At 69.4% G+C, this 16,229-nt stretch carries 15 protein-coding genes and 1 pseudogene; 3 read left to right on the top strand and 13 right to left on the bottom strand.

What is annotated here, in order from left to right; genetic code table 11:
• A pseudogene (locus ACTWQJ_RS27535) lies at nt 1–884 on the bottom strand (S8 family serine peptidase); the annotation flags it as partial.
• Nucleotides 885–1,009: 125 nt separating this feature from the next.
• On the bottom strand, nt 1,010–1,498 hold the full coding sequence (locus tag ACTWQJ_RS27530) for a hypothetical protein (RefSeq protein ID WP_443309237.1): 489 nt from the start codon (nt 1,496–1,498) through the stop codon (nt 1,010–1,012).
• Nucleotides 1,499–1,804: 306 nt separating this feature from the next.
• On the opposite strand from ACTWQJ_RS27530, the gene arsM reads away from it, so the two are divergent.
• A complete protein-coding gene (arsM, locus tag ACTWQJ_RS27525) occupies nt 1,805–2,611 on the top strand; it encodes an arsenite methyltransferase (RefSeq protein ID WP_443309236.1) in 807 nt (268 codons plus the stop codon).
• Here the strand turns inward: arsM and ACTWQJ_RS27520 are convergent.
• Nucleotides 2,584–3,075: a cupin domain-containing protein gene (locus ACTWQJ_RS27520; RefSeq protein WP_443309235.1), complete on the bottom strand. Its 492-nt coding sequence runs from the start codon at nt 3,073–3,075 to the stop codon at nt 2,584–2,586. The genes arsM and ACTWQJ_RS27520 overlap by 28 nt on opposite strands.
• 151 nt (nt 3,076–3,226) lie before the next feature.
• Here ACTWQJ_RS27520 and ACTWQJ_RS27515 point away from each other — a divergent pair, with 151 nt between their 5' ends.
• Nucleotides 3,227–3,523, top strand: a complete 297-nt coding sequence (locus tag ACTWQJ_RS27515) for an antibiotic biosynthesis monooxygenase (protein WP_443309234.1) — start codon at nt 3,227–3,229, stop codon at nt 3,521–3,523.
• Here ACTWQJ_RS27515 and ACTWQJ_RS27510 read toward each other — a convergent pair.
• The 10 genes from ACTWQJ_RS27510 to iolC form a co-directional block, all read right to left on the bottom strand.
• Complete coding sequence (locus tag ACTWQJ_RS27510) at nt 3,487–4,041, bottom strand: hypothetical protein (protein ID WP_443309233.1); 555 nt, start codon at nt 4,039–4,041, stop codon at nt 3,487–3,489. The genes ACTWQJ_RS27515 and ACTWQJ_RS27510 overlap by 37 nt on opposite strands.
• Nucleotides 4,042–4,395: 354 nt before the next feature.
• On the bottom strand, nt 4,396–5,262 hold the full coding sequence (locus ACTWQJ_RS27505) for a sugar phosphate isomerase/epimerase family protein (RefSeq protein WP_443309232.1): 867 nt from the start codon (nt 5,260–5,262) through the stop codon (nt 4,396–4,398).
• Nucleotides 5,259–6,278: a Gfo/Idh/MocA family protein gene (locus ACTWQJ_RS27500; protein WP_443309231.1), complete on the bottom strand. Its 1,020-nt coding sequence runs from the start codon at nt 6,276–6,278 to the stop codon at nt 5,259–5,261. The genes ACTWQJ_RS27505 and ACTWQJ_RS27500 overlap by 4 nt, the downstream gene beginning before the upstream one ends.
• A 22-nt stretch (nt 6,279–6,300) precedes the next feature.
• Entirely contained in the window at nt 6,301–7,725 is a 1,425-nt protein-coding gene (locus tag ACTWQJ_RS27495; protein ID WP_443309230.1) for a sugar porter family MFS transporter, read from the bottom strand.
• Nucleotides 7,726–7,735: 10 nt separating this feature from the next.
• Complete coding sequence (locus ACTWQJ_RS27490; RefSeq protein WP_443309229.1) at nt 7,736–8,686, bottom strand: TIM barrel protein; 951 nt, start codon at nt 8,684–8,686, stop codon at nt 7,736–7,738.
• A gap of 29 nt (nt 8,687–8,715) precedes the next feature.
• The gene (locus ACTWQJ_RS27485; RefSeq protein ID WP_443309228.1) at nt 8,716–10,206 is read right to left on the bottom strand and encodes a CoA-acylating methylmalonate-semialdehyde dehydrogenase; all 1,491 of its coding nucleotides are present in this window, start codon (nt 10,204–10,206) and stop codon (nt 8,716–8,718) included.
• Between the two features lie 13 nt (nt 10,207–10,219).
• Complete coding sequence (gene iolD / locus ACTWQJ_RS27480; protein WP_443309227.1) at nt 10,220–12,097, bottom strand: 3D-(3,5/4)-trihydroxycyclohexane-1,2-dione acylhydrolase (decyclizing); 1,878 nt, start codon at nt 12,095–12,097, stop codon at nt 10,220–10,222.
• Entirely contained in the window at nt 12,094–12,966 is an 873-nt protein-coding gene (iolB, locus tag ACTWQJ_RS27475; protein ID WP_443309226.1) for a 5-deoxy-glucuronate isomerase, read from the bottom strand. Before iolB ends, iolD begins: the two co-directional genes overlap by 4 nt.
• Nucleotides 12,963–13,832, bottom strand: coding sequence for a Cgl0159 family (beta/alpha)8-fold protein (locus ACTWQJ_RS27470; RefSeq protein ID WP_443309239.1), 870 nt, complete (start codon nt 13,830–13,832; stop codon nt 12,963–12,965). Before ACTWQJ_RS27470 ends, iolB begins: the two co-directional genes overlap by 4 nt.
• A gap of 7 nt (nt 13,833–13,839) precedes the next feature.
• The gene (gene iolC / locus ACTWQJ_RS27465) at nt 13,840–14,802 is read right to left on the bottom strand and encodes a 5-dehydro-2-deoxygluconokinase (protein WP_443309225.1); all 963 of its coding nucleotides are present in this window, start codon (nt 14,800–14,802) and stop codon (nt 13,840–13,842) included.
• 204 nt (nt 14,803–15,006) lie between these two features.
• Here iolC and ACTWQJ_RS27460 point away from each other — a divergent pair, with 204 nt between their 5' ends.
• Complete coding sequence (locus tag ACTWQJ_RS27460; RefSeq protein WP_443309238.1) at nt 15,007–16,011, top strand: LacI family DNA-binding transcriptional regulator; 1,005 nt, start codon at nt 15,007–15,009, stop codon at nt 16,009–16,011.
• The last annotated feature ends 218 nt before the right edge of the window (nt 16,012–16,229 follow it).

The following is a 16,229-nucleotide window of genomic DNA, read 5'->3' as shown; positions in this document are numbered from 1 at the left end:
TCGGCGGCGACGCCCGACCCGATGACCCCGACCTTGATCCCGAATGCGCGGAACGTGGGAGGCAGCCGGTCCAGCCGCATGGCCTGCTGGCCCCAGCCGTACTGTTGCCTGTCCTCCAGCCCTGGGTACACCCTGGCCAGTGGCGTGAGGGTGACCAGGTTCTCCCCGGTCACCGACAGGTCCGGACGACTGATCCAGCGGTCGGTGTAGCCGCCCACGGGCCGGACGTACAGCGCCTGGATGGACTGCACCGTCTCCGTGGGCAGCGTGACGGTGACCGTACCGTCGGAGCCGGTGACACCCTGGCCGGGCCATGACGACCCGATCAGGAACACACCCGCGCCGGCCAGCGGTTCTCCGTCCGGGCCGCAGACGCGCAGCGAGATCTCCACCGGCTGTTCCAGCGGCATGACCAGTCCTGGATCACGCAGCGCGATCCCCACGGCCGGCGCGGCGGCGGGTACGGCCGCGGACAGCGGCAGGTCCGGCTCGATGTGTACATGCAGTGTCCGCATCGCCGGCAGCTGAGCCCCGGGTGCCTCGACGACCGCGATCTCCGGGCAGGCGGGGGGCAGACCGGTCGATCGCAGCTTCTCCGACGGCCGGAGTCTGCGGGTCACCTTGACGTCGGGCATGCGCCCCAACTGGTCACACACCGCATCCATACTGAGTTCGGGCACTCCTGGTGGGAGCAGTTGCTGCGGCAGCGGTGTCACCATGTACCGCTCCCGGCGCGGCTGCACGGGGAGGGACTGCGCGCCTTTCCCGGCCGCCTCCGTCTCCCTGCCCTCCGGTCCTTCTCCAGCAGCCCCCGCACCACCCCCCGGCCCGCTCGCCCCGCTGTTTCCGGGCCTTTCCTTGACCATCACGTCCACCTTCACCACGCTTACGTCGTAACTCGTGCTCCTGATCCGGCCGTTGGGGCAGCTCCCGCTTCCACGTGACCGCTTCCACGGTGACGCGGTGTGCCCGGAACCAGTCCGGGCACACCGCGTGCGCTGCCCAGGTGTCAGCCCATACCGAACGGCTGACCCATCTGGCCGAAGCCGAAGCCGGGCTGCTGCTGGTACTGCGGGTACTGCTGCTGGCCGAACCCACCGCCCCACTGCTGGCCCTGCATGCCCTGCTGGCCCGGCTGACCCTGCTGGCTCTGCTGGCTCTGCTGGCTCTGCTGGAGCAGGGTCACGATCGCGGTGGGCAGTGCCTGCTGTACGGACTGCTCCACGGCGTGGCGGATGCCCGAGTGCAGCGCGCGGTGCAGCGCGAGAGCCAGGTACGGATGCGCCTGCTGGGCCAGGCCCGGCTGCTGCTGCATCTGCTGCTGGATCTGCTGGATCTGCTGGAACGTCTGCTGCACCTGCTGCGCGACCTGCTGGGCCGTCTGCTGACACGCCTGCTGGATGGACTGCTGGACCACCTGGGCGATCTGCTGCGCACCGCCCAGCTGCTGACCGCCGAGCTGTGCGCCGAACTGCTGGAGGGGTTGAGTACCGGTCATCACCGACATGAATTCTCCTTGCGGGTGCCACTGAGGGAAAGCCGACATAGGTGTTATGTCTGCTTTGTCGGAATAATCCGACGACCTGAACCTAGGGTCGCGTTGACCGGGCCGCAAGCCGAGGAGCTGACCCGGCTGCTTCAAGTCGTGCCGTCCAGTCGGGACATGGGCGACACGGACCGGGAGGAGGTGGCCGGTGTGATCCACGACCTGGCCAGCTTGATTCGACGTACCTCTATGTTGACGTCTGTCGATTCAAGGCGCAGTCTTGTTTTTATGGATGTCGATCCCGTGAGGAGTGCTGCCATGACCGAGCAGACACCCGAAGAGGTACGGGAAGCCGTCCGCGTGGGCTATGCCGCTGCCGCCGTGAAGGTGCTGGAGGGTGGTGCCGCGTCGTGCGGTCCGCAGAGCAGCGGCGGCTGCTGCGGTCCGCAGGCGGTCGAGATCGACGAGGGCTTCGGGGCCGGCCTCTACGGAGCCGAGGACCGCGACGGACTCCCGGCCGATGCGGTCGCGGCCTCCCTGGGCTGCGGCAACCCGCTCGCGGTGGCGGAACTGCGCGAGGGAGAACGCGTGCTGGACCTCGGCTCCGGCGGCGGCATCGACGTGCTGCTGTCCGCGCGCCGGGTCGGGCCGCGCGGCAGGGCGTACGGGCTGGACATGACCGACGAGATGCTCGCCCTCGCCCGGGCGAACGCACAGAAGGCCGGCGCGACGAACGTGGAGTTCCTCAAGGGCGCCATCGAGTCCGTGCCGCTGCCCGCGAACAGCGTCGACGCCGTCATCTCCAACTGCGTGATCAACCTGTCGGTGGACAAGCCCGCCGTCTTCGCCGAGATGTTCCGCGTTCTGGGCCCCGGCGGACGCGTCGGCGTGACGGACGTCGTGGCCGAGGATCACCTCACCCCCGACCAGCGCGCCGAGCGCGGCGCATACGTCGGCTGCATCGCGGGCGCCCTGTCCTTCGCCGAGTACCGGCAGGGGCTTGAGGACGCAGGGTTCACCGACGTGGAGATCACGTCGACGCATCAGGTCGCGGACGGAATGCACTCGGCGATCGTCCGTGCCGTCAAAGGTGGGAGCTATTCGCCGACGACTCGCAGGTTGTAAGTGGCTTTGAGGTCGGGAATCCAGTCGTCGAAGAAACGGATTCCGTGCGGCTCGCCGAGGCGATTCAGTTCGTCGAGCCCGACCGGCCCCTGTCGCAACCGTTCTTCGAAGTCGATGAAGAAAAGCTCGAACCCACCTGGCGTATACAGTTCGATGATGCGCGCCGGCTCGTGCCCCGCGTTCCACATGGTGTGGGGGATTCGGCGAGGCTTCAGCACCCAGCACCCGTCTGTCGCCTTGACGACCTCGTCGTCGACCCGGACATGCATTTCCCCTTCGAGCACGTAGAGCCAGACATCGTTCTCGTGAACGTGCGGCGGGAGAAGAATCCCGGGCTCGAACGGCTGCTCTATGATCGAGATGGCCCCGTTGGTCTCCTCGCCATAAAGCTTGATGACGACACCATCGGTGCTGTCACCCTCATCCCTGGCGACCAGCGTCTTGCCCTTGATTCGTCCATGCATAGCGCACCTCGCCATTCGCGCACCGTTTCTCTTTTCATGGTCCTCCACCGGCCTCACGACCGGAAACGTCCGCAGGCACGCGCGGTGCTTTGCACCTACGGTGGTCCGAGAGGGGCCGGTGAGCCGAACCGGTCATGTGGAGGAGGCTGCGATGGAGGAGCACTTCGTCTGGGTGACGACGCGCCGCGTCCGGCCGGGCACCCTGGAGGAGTTCGAGCGGGCATGGCGCCCGCCCTCCTCCCCGCAGGGGCTGCGCCGCGCCTTCGCGTACTGGTCCGAGGACGGACAGGAGATCACCGGGGTGTCGTTCTGGGACTCCAAGGAGGCATGCGACGCCTGGCGGGCCTCCGAGCCGGAAGACCAGCGGCGTGAAGCCATGGCCCCCTACGTCGTCGAGGAGCGGGAAGGCTTCTACCGCGGCCGCGAACTGGCCATTCCCCAGCGGTAGCCGACAGGAACGGCCTGCGTGTCGACGCTCCGGTGGGGGAGCTCGTGCCTGTGATGCCGGACGCCGTGGGAGCGGACCACCTCGTTCATGGCTCGGAACAGGACGAGTTCCATGGCCTCGGGCGCAGTCAGGGTGCCGCTGCCATCGGGCGGGCGGAGCCAGCGCAGGTCTCCCCAGCGGCAGTGCGGGGCAGGGGCGGCGATCCATCCGCCTTTTGCGACATAGCGCGTGCCCTGGCCGACCCAGGTGGACAAGGGGTCGGGCGGCAGGAAGAAACCGACTTGCTGTCGCCTTTCGTCCAGGAGAACAGGGCCGGGGACGAGGCGGGGAATGCCGTCGAGGCAGTCGGCGGCGCGCAGCCCGAGGCATGCGGGGACGATCAGTACGTCCCAGAAGCGTCCGGCGGCCAGAAGGTGGACTCCGGTACTGCCGTGCTGCCAGTCCTTCTTGCAGGCCCGGGGGTCCTGTGCAGCTGCGGCCAGCCATTCCATCGCGTGCGTCCACTGTGCCAGTGCCATGAACAAACCTCCTGCGTGGTGTCGGGCCTTGGTGCCCGCAGACCAAAGGTTGTCTGTGTTCTCGTTGGCGCCTTGCTTCCGTGGGTGGGCGGTTCGTGTCCCTAAGTGCTACGGGGCGCACGACGGCACGGCCATATGGCAGGGGCGCTGTTCACCGGATATGGCGAGCGCCAGCGCATCGAGGGCGCAGATATATGCGGACGAGCGCCCTCGTGTGCTTCGGTGCGGCGGTTGATCATCGGGCGCGCTGCAATCCGAGCCTGTGCAGCAGGGACGCCGTGCACCGGCTCCCGTCGAGGAGCCGGTGCACGGCGTTGGTTTGCGAAGGTCAGCCGTGGCGCTGAGCGCGGCAGCTCATGCCGCGAGTTCCTTGCGGATGCGGTCCAGCATGAACGCCGAGGATTCGTGGGCCCGTTCCTCCCAGGCGAAGACGCAGGCCGTGGCGACGCCGTCGAAGTCCAGCTCGCGCAGGGTGCCGAAGAAGGCGTCCCAGTCCACCTCGCCCTGACCGATGTCGAGGTGCTGGTGGATGCGGGCGGTGGTGCCCGGCGGGTTGAGGATGTAGCGCAGTCCGGAGGATCCCTTGTGGTTGAAGGAGTCCGCGATGTGCACATGCTGGAGCTTGTCGCCCGCGTAGCGCATCATCGCCGCGATGTCCGCCTTCGGGTCTGCCCCGGACAGGTGGAAGGAGTGCGGGGCGCAGTAGAGGTAGTTCACCCACGGTTTGTTGATGGCGCGGACCAGGTCGACCGCGGGGGAGTTCTCCTCGCAGAAGTCGTCCGGGTGCGCCTCCAGGTTGAGGGCGATACCCTCCCGCTCGAAGACCGGCAGCAGCTCCTCCATCGAGCGCCAGAACGCCGCCTCGCTCTCGGCGGCGCGCTCGGGGCGGCCGTTGAACTCCGAGTTCATCAGCGGGCATTCGAGCTCGGCCGTGATCTCGATCATCCGCTTCCAGTAGCGGACGGCGGCCTGCCGCTCGGGCTCGTCCGGCGAGGACCACTTGTACAGAGGCAGTACGGAGGAGAGTTGCACGCCGTGCGTGCGCAGGGAGTTCTTCAGTTCCACGACACGTGCGTCGTCCGCCCGGGGGTGCAGGAAGAACGGCATGAAGTCGTCGCGCGGTGACAACTCGATGTACTCGTAGCCGAGTTCGGCGACCGTGCGCACCATGTCGTCCATGGGAAGTGCGCGGAACATGTACGGATCGAGGGCGATCTTCATGCCGTGCCTCCGTAGAGCGCGGGCCGGGGCTTCATGTCGACGGTGACGACCTGGCCGTCCGTCTCCAGGGAGCGCACGGCCGCGTCGGTGATGACGGTGGCGGCGTAGCCGTCCCAGGCCGACGGTCCCGTGGGTTCGGCGCCGGCCTCGACCGAGGCGATCCACTCGCGGAACTCCGTGTCGAAGGCGTCCACGAACCGGCCCTTCCAGTCCTGGAGTACGGCGGTGCTGTGCCGCCCCGCGGTACGGATGCCGACGGCTGCCGGGTCGGGCAGCCGGACCAGGCCGTCCTCGCCCACCGTCTCGCACTGGATGTCGTAGCCGTACTGGCAGTTGACGAAGACCTCGAGGTCGATGCGGACGCCGTTCGCGGTCTTGAAGAGCATGATCTGCGGGTCCTTCAGGTGCGCGAACCGCTTGCTCGTGGCGCGCGGGGTGATCACCTGAGCGGAGACGATCTCGTCGTCGAGCAGCCAGCGCAGTACGTCGATCTCGTGGACCGCCGTGTCCTGGGCGGCCATCGCGGAGGTGTAGGAGTCCGGCACGGTCGGGTTGCGGTGGGCGCAGTGCACGATCAGCGGCGTGCCCAGGGAGCCGGCGGCCAGCACCTCCTTCATCTGGCGGTACCCGGCGTCGAAGCGGCGCATGAAGCCGACCTGGACCAGGCGGCGGCCGTGCGCCCGCTCGGCCTCGACGATGCGCAGACAGTCCTCGGCGGTCGTGGCGAGCGGCTTCTCGCAGAACACCGGCTTGCCGGCCGCGATGGCGTTCAGGACGTGCTCGGCGTGGGTGGGGCCCCAGGAGGTGACGAGGACGGCGTCCACCTCGGGGGAGTCGATCAGGTCGGTGCCGGTCGGCACGGCGGTGGCGCCGATGCGGGCGGCGACCTCCGCCGCGCGGGCGGCGTCGAGGTCCGTCACCGCGGTGACGCGAGCCCCCGTGATGACGTCGGTGAGCCGCCGTATGTGGTCCTGGCCGATCATTCCGGTGCCGATGACACCTACACGTACAGTCATGAGCAGAGTTCCTTGAGGGAGTTCAGGAGAAGCGGGCCCGGAGTTCCGCTTCGAGGTTCTCGAGGGTGCGGCCCTTGGTCTCGGGGACGTAGAGCTTCACGAAGGTGAGGGAGAAGAGTCCCGCCACGACGAAGAGGAAGAACGTGTTGGAGATCCCGATCCCGGAGACCAGCGACGGGAAGACCAGGCCGATCACGAAGTTGGTCAGCCACAGCACCACGGCCGCGACGCCCATGCCGAAGCCGCGCATTCGCATCGGGAAGATCTCCGACAGCATCAGCCAGGTCACCGGGGAGATCGCGCCCTGCTGGAAGGCGAGGAAGGTGATGGTCATGGCGAGCACGGCGTACGCACGGCCCGTGCCCTCGGGGAGCGTGAGGGAGAAGACGCCGATCAGCAACAGGGCGCTGGTGGTGCCGATCTGACCGGCCATCAGCATCGGGCGACGGTTGACGCGGCTCAGCAGCCAGATCCCGACGAAAGTGGCCAGCACCGAGATCACACCGTTGGCGATGTTGGCCGTCAGGGCGCTGTCCGAGGCGAAGCCGGCGTCGGTGAGGATCTGGGTGCCGTAGTACATGATCGTGTTGACGCCGGTGATCTGCTGCACGATCGCGATGCCGAAGCCGACGAACATCAGCCTGCGCACCCAGGGCACGGCCCTCATGTCCTTCCAGCCGCCGAGCTTCTCCCGCTCGTCCTTGACGGCGAGCGCGGACACCTCGCTCAGCTCGGCCTGCGCCCGCGCCTCGGACCTGACCTGCTTGAGCACCTCGAAGGCCTCGCCGAAGCGGCTCTTGGAGGCCAGCCAGCGGGGGCTCTCCGGCATGACCAGCATGCCGAACCAGAGCACGACGGCCGGAAGCGTCGCGACCACCAGCATCCAGCGCCAGACACCGCCGGACTCGCCACCGACCTGAGCGATGATCGCGTTGGACGTGAAGGCCAGCAACTGCCCGCTGACGATCATGAGTTCGTTACGGGTGACCAGCGCGCCGCGCCGCTCGGCGGGGGAGACCTCCGCGAGATACACGGGCACGGTCACCGAGGCGCCGCCGACCGCGAGGCCGAGCACGAAGCGTGCGACGATCATGACTTCCGTCGTCGGCGCGAGGGTGCATCCGAGGGCACCGACGAAGAACAGCACCGCAAGGGCGAGGACGGTGCGGCGCCTGCCGCGCTGGTCCGACATCCGGCCGCCCACGACGGCCCCGAGGGCGGCGCCGAGCAGCAGCGAGCTGGTGACCATGCCCTCGGTGACCGCGGTCAGGCCGAGGTCGTCCGTCATATAGGGCAGGGCGCCGTTGATGACGCCGGTGTCATAGCCGAAGAGGAGTCCGCCGAAGGTGGCGATGACCGTGATGAGCCGCAGCCTGCGGGAGACCGTCGGCGGAGCGTCGTCCGCCACTGCAGCAGGTGCCGTGACCGCGTCGTCCCTGACGTCCATGGCAGTCCCCTTACCGGTTGATGGTCGGGCGTCGGGTTCCGGTGAGGCCGCAGCCGGCCAGGTGCTCACGGGTGCGTACGGCGATGGGCAGCGGTACGTCGGGAGCGCACGGGTACAGGTCCTGCTCGACGATCACGAACAACTCGGCGTCGAGCCCGGCGAGTTCGGCCACCACGTCGGCCGGGTTCGGCACACCGGCCGGGGGCGACACGCACACGCCGCGCTTGACGGCCTCGCCGAAGGAGAGGTTCTCGGCGGCGACCTGGGCGAGGACGGCCGGGTCCATCTGCTTGATGTGGACGTAGCCCACGCGCTCACCGAAACGACGGATCAGGTCGAGGTTGTCGCCGCCACCGTACGCGACGTGCCCGGTGTCCAGGCACAGGTTCGTGTAGCAGCTGTCGGACTCGTTCAGCAGCCGCTCGATCTCCGGCTGGGTCTGGATGTGGCTGTCGGCGTGCGGGTGGACGACGAGCCGCACGTCGTACTCGTCGAGCAGCAGCCTGCCGAGCCGGTCGGCGGCCCGGCCGAAGCCCGCCCACTGCTCGGCGGTCAGCTCGGGCGGCTCGGTGAACGCGCCGGTCTTCTCGTCCCGGTACATCGGCGGGATGAGGACGAGGTGGTGCGCGCCCGCGGCTGCCGTCAGCGCGGCGACCTGCCGGACGTGGGCGAGCATCTCGTCCCAGGCTTCCGGGCGGTGCAGTGCACCGAACGCGGTGCCGCCGGAGACCTGCAGCCCGCGGAGGTCCAGCTCTTCCTTCAGGCGCTGCGGTTCGGTGGGGAGGTAGCCGTACGGTCCCAGTTCGAGCCACTGGTAACCGGCCTCGGTCAGTTCGTCGAGGAAGCGGGTGTACGGGACCTGGTGCTCGTCCTCGGGGAACCAGATCCCCCAGGAGTCTGGGGCGGAGCCGAGGCACAGGTTGCCCACGGTGGTGCGGAGCGGGGATGGCGCCGTTGCCATGGTGTGTGTCCTTCGGGGAGAGGGAGGTTTCAGCTGGAGGTGGGGAAGGTGAAGCCTGCGGTCACCTGCTGCTTGGGCTGGGGCCAGCGGGTGGTGACGACCTTGGGGCGGGTGTAGAAGCGGATGCCTTCGGGGCCGTGGATGGGGGAGTCGCCGATGAGGGAGTCCTTCCAGCCGCCGAAGGAGTAGTAGGACATCGGCACGGGCACCGGCACGTTGACACCGATCATGCCGACCCTGACGTTGCGCTGGAAGCGGCGTGCGGCTTCGCCGGAGGCGGTGAACAGGGCGGTTCCGTTGCCGTAGGGGTTGGCGTTGATGAGGTCGATGGCCTCGTCGAGGGTGTCGACGCGGACGATGGCGAGGACCGGTCCGAACAGCTCCTCCTTGTAGGCATCCATCTCGGTGGTGACGTGGTCGAGGAGGGAGGGGCCGGTGAAGAAGCCGTCCTCGTGGCCGTCGATCTTCAGTCCGCGGCCGTCGACGACGACGGTGGCGCCCTGGGCGTGGGCGGTGGCGACGGCGTTCTCGACGAGCTCCTGAGCGGCCTTGGTGACCAGCGGCCCCATCTCCGTGCCAGGGGTGTCGCCGGGGCCGACCTTCACTTCGCGGGCCTTGCGCGCCAGCACCTCGACCAGCCCGTCGGCCGCGTCACCGACCGCGACAGCGACGGAGACGGCCATGCAGCGCTCGCCTGCGGAGCCGTAGGCGCCGGCGGTGATGTGGTTGGCGGCGAACTCCAGGTCGGCGTCGGGCAGGACGACGGCGTGGTTCTTGGCGCCGCCGAGGGCCTGAACGCGCTTGCCGTGCGCGGTGGCCTGCTGGTGGACGTACTTGGCGATCGGGGTGGAGCCGACGAAGGAGACGGCCTGGATGCCGGGGTGGGTGAGGATGGCGTCGACGGCGGGCTTGCCGCCGTGGACGACGTTGAAGACGCCGTCGGGCAGGCCTGCCTTCTGGTAGAGCTCGGCGACGAAGTTGGCGGCGGAGGGGTCGCGTTCGCTGGGCTTGAGGATGAAGGTATTGCCCGTCGCGATGGCGATGGGGTGCATCCACAGGGGCACCATGGCGGGGAAGTTGAACGGCGTGATACCGGCGACGACGCCGAGGGGCTGGCGGAAGTTGTGTACGTCGACGCCGCGGGAGACCTGGTCGGAGAAGGATCCCTTCAGCACGTCGCCGAGGCCGCAGGCGAACTCGACGACCTCGCGGCCGCGTGTGATCTCGCCGCGTGCGTCGTCGACGGTCTTGCCGTGCTCGGCGGAGATGATCCGGCCGAGTTCTTCCTCGTGGTCGACGAGGAGTTGCCGGAAGGCGAACATGACCTGGGTGCGCTGGGTCAGGGAGGACTCCGACCAGGTCTCGAAGGCCTTCGCGGCGGCGGAGACGGCCGTGTCGACGTCGGCGGCCGAGCCGAGGACGACGCGGGCCTGTTCCTGGCCGGTGGCGGGGTTGAACACCGGGGCGGTGTCCGTACGGGGGACGGTCGACCCGTCGATCCAGTGCTGGATGGTCTTCACGTTGAGGGTTTCCTTACAGGTAGTGCCGCTGGGTGCGCTTGTGGGAGGCGTACGTCTCGTATGCGGTGCGGGTGGTGTCGAGGGCGGAGGTCTGGCTGACGGGGACGTCCCACCAGCCGTGTGCGGGGGGGTTGGGCCCGTACAGGTCGGTCTCGACGTGGACGACAGTGGTGCGCTGGGCGGCCTTGGCCTTCTCCATCGCCGTACGGAACTCCTCCACCGACGTGGCGTGCAGGACGTCCGCGCCGAGGCTCGATGCATTCGCCGCCAGGTCGACGGGAAGGACGTCGCCGTCAAGAAGGCCGGAATTGCCGTCGCGATAGCGGTACTTGGTGCCGAAACGCTGCGAGCCGAGCACCTCCGACAGTGCGCCGATGGAGGCGAAGCCGTGGTTCTGGACGAGGACGATGATGACCTTCAGGCCCTCGGAGACCATGGTCACGATCTCCTGAGCCATCATCAGATACGAGCCGTCGCCGACGAGGACGACGACCTCGCGCGACGGGTCGGCCATCTTCGCGCCGAGACCGGCGGCGACCTCGTAGCCCATGCAGGAGTACGCGTACTCGACGTGGTAGGCCTTCGGATCCCGCGCCCGCCACAGCTGCTGGAGGTCGCCCGGCATGGAGCCGGCCGCGTTGATGACGACGGCACGGTCGTCGAGGACGTCGTTGAGCGCGCCGAGGATCTCGGTCTGGGCAGGCAGAGGGCCGTGACCGACGGTGAAGCAGCGGTCCTCGATTTCCCGGGTGCGGGAGATCAGTTGGCGCGTGTGCTCGCGGTACGCGGGGTCGACCTCCCAGTCTGTCAGCGCTCCGGCGAGGGCCTGGAGGCCGAGCCGGGCGTCGGCCACCAGGGGTTCGGCCGAGTGCTTGACGGCGTCCAGGCGGGCGACGTTGAGGTTGACGAAGGTGACGTCGGGGTTGCCGAAGACGGTGTGGCTGGCGGTGGTGAAGTCGGAGTAGCGGGTACCGATGCCGAGGACGACATCGGCCTCCTTCGCCAGTTCGTTCGCCGCATACGAACCGGTGGAGCCGATGCCGCCGACCGCGCAGGGGTGGTCCCATGGCACTGCGCCCTTGCCGGCGTGGGTGTCCGCGACCGGGATACCGGTGGCCTCGGCGAAGGCCCGCAGCTGGGTCTCGGCACCGGAGTACACGACGCCACCGCCCGCCACGATCAGCGGCTTCGTCGCGTTACGGAGCAGCGCGGCGGCCCGTTCGACGGCGGCCGCCTCCGGCACGGGACGGCCCACGTGCCACACCCGCCGCCGGAAGAAGGCGACCGGCCAGTCGTACGCCTCGGCCTGCACGTCCTGCGGGAGCGCGAGTGTGACGGCACCGGTCTCCACCGGGTCGGTCAGCACCCGCATCGCCGCGAGTGCGGCCGGGATCAGCTGCTCGGGGCGTGAGATGCGGTCGAAGTACTTCGATACAGCTCGGAAGGCGTCGTTGACGGTGACGTCCCCGCCGCGGGTGTCCTCCAGCTGCTGCAGTACGGGGTCGGCGGTGCGGGTGGCGAACATGTCGGACGGCAGCAGCAGCACCGGGATCCGGTTGGTGGTCGCGAGCGCCGCACCCGTGATCATGTTCGTCGAGCCGGGTCCGGTCGACGCGGTGCAGGCGAAGGTGGCCAGCCGGTCGCGCATCTTCGCGTAGGCCACCGACGCGTGGACCATGCCCTGTTCGTTGCGGGCCAAGTAGTAGGGCAGGTCCGCCTCTTGAGTGACGGCGGCCTGGAGGAGGGCCTGGCCGAGGCCGGCCACGTTGCCGTGCCCGAAGATGCCCCAGACGCCGGGGATCAGCCGCTGCTCCTGGCCGTCGCGCTCGCTGTACTGGTTCGCCAGGAAGCGGACGAGGGCCTGGGCGGTGGTCAGTCGTACGGTGTTCATCGGTCCTCTCCGAAAGGCAGCCGGTCGTCGACGTTCTGGGACTCCCACGTCGAACGCACCCACCCGTGTGCCGGGTCGTCGCAGATCAGCCAGGCGCGGTCCTGGCCCGGGCCTGCCATGACGTTGAGGTAGTAGAGGTCGTAGCCGGGCGCGGCGATCGACGGGCCGTGCCAGCCGTGCGGGATCAGGACCGTGTCGCCGGAGCGGATCTCGGCGAGCACGTCGATGGGTCGTTCCTCGGTGCCGTACACCCGCTGATACCCGAAGCCGTTCTCGTCCGCGACCTGGAAGTAGTAGATCTCCTCCAGCTCGGACTCCTCGCCGGGACGGGCCTCGTCGTGCTTGTGCGGCGGGTAGGAGGACCAGTTGCCGCCGGGTGTGAGTACCTCGCACACCAGCAGCTGCTCGGCGTCGAAGGTGCCGGGCAGGCAGTAGTTGTTGACCTGCCGCGAGCAGGCTCCGGCGCCGCGCAGTTCGACCGGGACGTCCTCCTTGCGCCCGTACCGGGCGGGCGGTCCGCCGCGCTCGGTACGGGCGGAGGGCAGCGCGAACCTCCCACCGGATGCGCTGCTGATCAGGGCCTCCGACGCGCGCGGCAGATACGCGAAGTCGGTGACCGAAGCGAACACACCGGTCCGGCCTCCGAGTTCGAAGATCTGCCCGTCGACGGTGACAGTGCATCCGCCCTCGAGCGGCAGAACCAGGAACTCGGACTCCCCGGTGGACAGGGTGTGCGCCTCCCCCGGGCCCAGGGTCAGGATCCTGAGGCCGGAGTATCCCCAGCCCGCCGACTCGGGCGTGACCAGAAGGTCGTAGGGGCCGTCGGCCGAAGTCCCCTTGGGCAGGTGGTATTTGCTCGGGTACGTCACAGCAGGCTCACCGCCCGGTCCACGGCACCGGCGACGTCGCCGTCCGAGGGGTAGAGCAGGGAGCGGCCGACGACCAGGCCCTGCGCGGTGGGCAGCTTGAGCGCCTTGCCCCAGGAGGCGAAGGCAGCGTCGGGATCCTTGACCTCGCCGCCCAGCAGCAGCGCGGGCAGCGTGGAGGAGGCGAGCACGCGCTCCATGTCGTCGACGACCGGCAGCTTCAGCCAGGTGTAGGCGGTACGCCTGCCGAGGCCCGAGGCGATCGTGATCGACTTGGTGACGGCGTCGGGGGAGAGGTCGTTACGGATCTTCCCGTCCTGCCAGCGGGAGATGAACGGCTCGACCACCGCTACGAGATGACGGTCATTCAGCTCGTCCACGGCGCGGGCGGTGTTCTCCAGGACGGAGGGCGTCGCCGCGTCGTCCAGGGCGATACGGGTGAGCATCTTGCCGCCGTCGAAGCCCATCGCGGCGATCGTCTCGGCGTCGTAGCCGGTGAAGCGGTCGTCGATCTCGAAGACCGAGCCCGCGAGGCCGGCCCGGTTCATGGAGCCGAAGACGCTCTTGCCGTCGAGAACGCCGAGCAGGAGCAGGTCCTCCAGGATGTCAGCGGTCGCGAGGACGCCGGTCACACCCGGCCGCTCGAGGGCGACGCACATGCGGTCCAGCAGCTCGAAACGGTCGGCCATGGCGGACGGATCGCCGCCCACCGCGTTGGCGCCACGCGCCGGGTGGTCGGCGGCGACGATCATCGCCTTGCCGTGCTCGCCGAGCAGCGACGTGGCCTTCACGCGCCGGGCGGCCGCCGCCGCGATGGCGCCGGGGTCGTTGACCCGGGCATCCACGATCCGGCTCACCTTGTCGGACAGCACGTCCTCACACCTCTCGTTCGATGGGGGTGGCTGCGCGGAGCTGCGCCTCCACCTCGGCCTCGGTCGGCATCGCGTCGGAGCACGCCAGCCGGCTCGCGACGATGGCGCCGGCGGCGTTGGCGAACGTCACCGTCCGGCGGGTGTCCCAGCCGGACAGCAGGCCGTGACAGAGCGCGCCGCCGAAGGCATCGCCGGCACCGAGGCCGTTGACGACGTCCACCGGGACCGGCGGGATCTCGGCAATCGAGCCGTCGTGGCCCATGGCCAGCACGCCCTTCGGCCCCTGCTTCACCACCGCCAGCTGCACCCCGGCCGCGAGCAGCGCCTTCGCGGCGGCGTACGGCTCCCGCTCACCGGTGGCAACCTCGCACTCGGCGAGGTTGCCCACGGCGACGGTGGTGTGCCGCAGCGCCTCGGCGTAGTGCGCACGGGCCTCGGCCGGGTCGGCCCAGAACATCGGCCGCCAGTCGAGGTCGAAGACGGTCGTGCCCGACGTCGCACGGTGGGCGAGGGCCGCAAGGGTCGCGCTGCGGCTCGGCTCCTCGCTCAGCCCCGTGCCGGTGACCCAGAGGATCCTCGCGTCACGGACGGCGCCCAGGTCCAGTTCCTCTGGGCGTATGTCCAGGTCGGGAGCCTTGGGCAGGCGGTAGAAGTACAGCGGGAAGTCGTCCGGCGGGAAGATCTCGCAGAACGTCACCGGGGTCGGTGCGATGTCCGACGTACCGACGAAGCGGCTGTCGACGCCGTAGCCGTCCAGCGCCGTACGGACGAAGTCGCCGAACGGGTCGCGGCCCGTCCTGGTGATCACGGCCGAGGAGTGCCCGTACCGGGCGGCGGCGACGGCGACATTGGTCGGGCTGCCGCCCAGGTACTTGCCGAACGAGGTGACCTCGGCCAGCCCCGCACCCGTCTGGAGCGGATACACATCCACTCCGACGCGGCCCATGGTCAGCACTTCGAACGGCATCGCGGATTTCCCTTCGCACCGGAGACTCCGGGGAGCTTTGATCGACTGTCGCGCTCTACTAGCGCGCTCTAGGCGAGTACGATGACTCCAGCCCAAATGTCATGTCAATAGGTTGTTGCCAGGAGATTTCGCGGCCGCCCGTAAGGTGGTCGGCGTCGGAGGGTGGGATCAGCAGTGGATGTATCGGGCAAGCAGCGGCCCACGATGGCGGACGTCGCCGAGAAGGCGGGTGTCTCGCGGGCGCTGGTCTCGATCGTCTTCCGCGATCAGCCGGGGGCCAGTCAGGAGACCCGCGAGCGCGTGCTGCGCGTAGCCGACGAGATCGGCTACCGCCCCGACAACGCGGCCCGGCTGCTGGCCCGCGGCCGCAGCCGCACGCTCGGCGTGATGTTCACCGCCCACCACACGTTCCACGCGGACCTGCTGGAGGGCATCTACGGCGAGGCGGAACGACTCGGGTACGACGTCCTGCTCTCGGCGACCGCACCGGGCCGGGGCGAGTCCAGGGCGGTCGAGTCCCTGCTCGGCCACCGCTGCGAGGCGGTGATCCTGCTCGGCACGGATGCGGCGTCGGCGGACCTGGACGCACTCGGCCGGCGCACGGTCGCCGTCGCGGTGGGCCGACGCGTGCCAGGGGCCCGCGTCGACAGCGTCCACAGCGCCGAGAGCAAGGGCATACGGCAGGCCATGGACCATCTCGTCGAACTGGGTCACCACCGGATCGTGCACATCGACGGCGGCCGGGGCCCCGGCTCGGCCGAGCGGCGGCGCGCCTACCGGGCGGCGATGCGCCGTCATGGGCTGGAGTCGGAACTGCGGGTGATCCCCGGCGACCACACCGAGCTGTCGGGCATCGAGGCCGGCCGCCTGCTTCTGGCGGAGCGCGACAGCGGGGGGCGGTTGCCGACGGCGGTCCTCGCAGGCAACGACCGTTGCGCGATGGGCCTGTTGTTGGCCCTGACACGGGCGGGCGTCGAAGTTCCGCGCGACATGTCCGTCGTCGGCTACGACGACAGCCACCTCTCCCACCTGATGCCGATCGGCCTGACCACGGTGCGTCAGGACGCGGTCCTCATGGCGGAGCACGCGGTGCGGTTCGCCGTGGAGCGCCTGGACGACGAGGAGCTGGAGCCGCGCGAGGCGGTGCTGGAGCCGAAGCTGGTGGTACGGGGGACCAGCGGGCCGGCGCCCAAGGCGGCGGCCGGCTGAGCGGTCGACGGGGCGGGTGGGCTGCCATGTACGGCAACCCGTCCCGGGCCCCGACCTGCCGCGCACACGGGCGGTGTCAGTCGGCGGCGGGGGCCGCCTTCGCGCGCATCATCACGCAGTCGAACTCGACCACCCGCCCCGTGGCCGCCTCGCGGGTCACCGGGTACATGCCGGTGATCTCGAAGCCCTCGGCCTCGTACGCGGCGACCGCCTCGCTC

Origin of the sequence: Streptomyces sp. KR55 (assembly GCF_052245645.1) — a bacterium.
Taxonomy (GTDB): domain Bacteria; phylum Actinomycetota; class Actinomycetes; order Streptomycetales; family Streptomycetaceae; genus Streptomyces; species Streptomyces flavusporus.
This window is presented reverse-complemented; position numbering and strand designations above follow the sequence as displayed.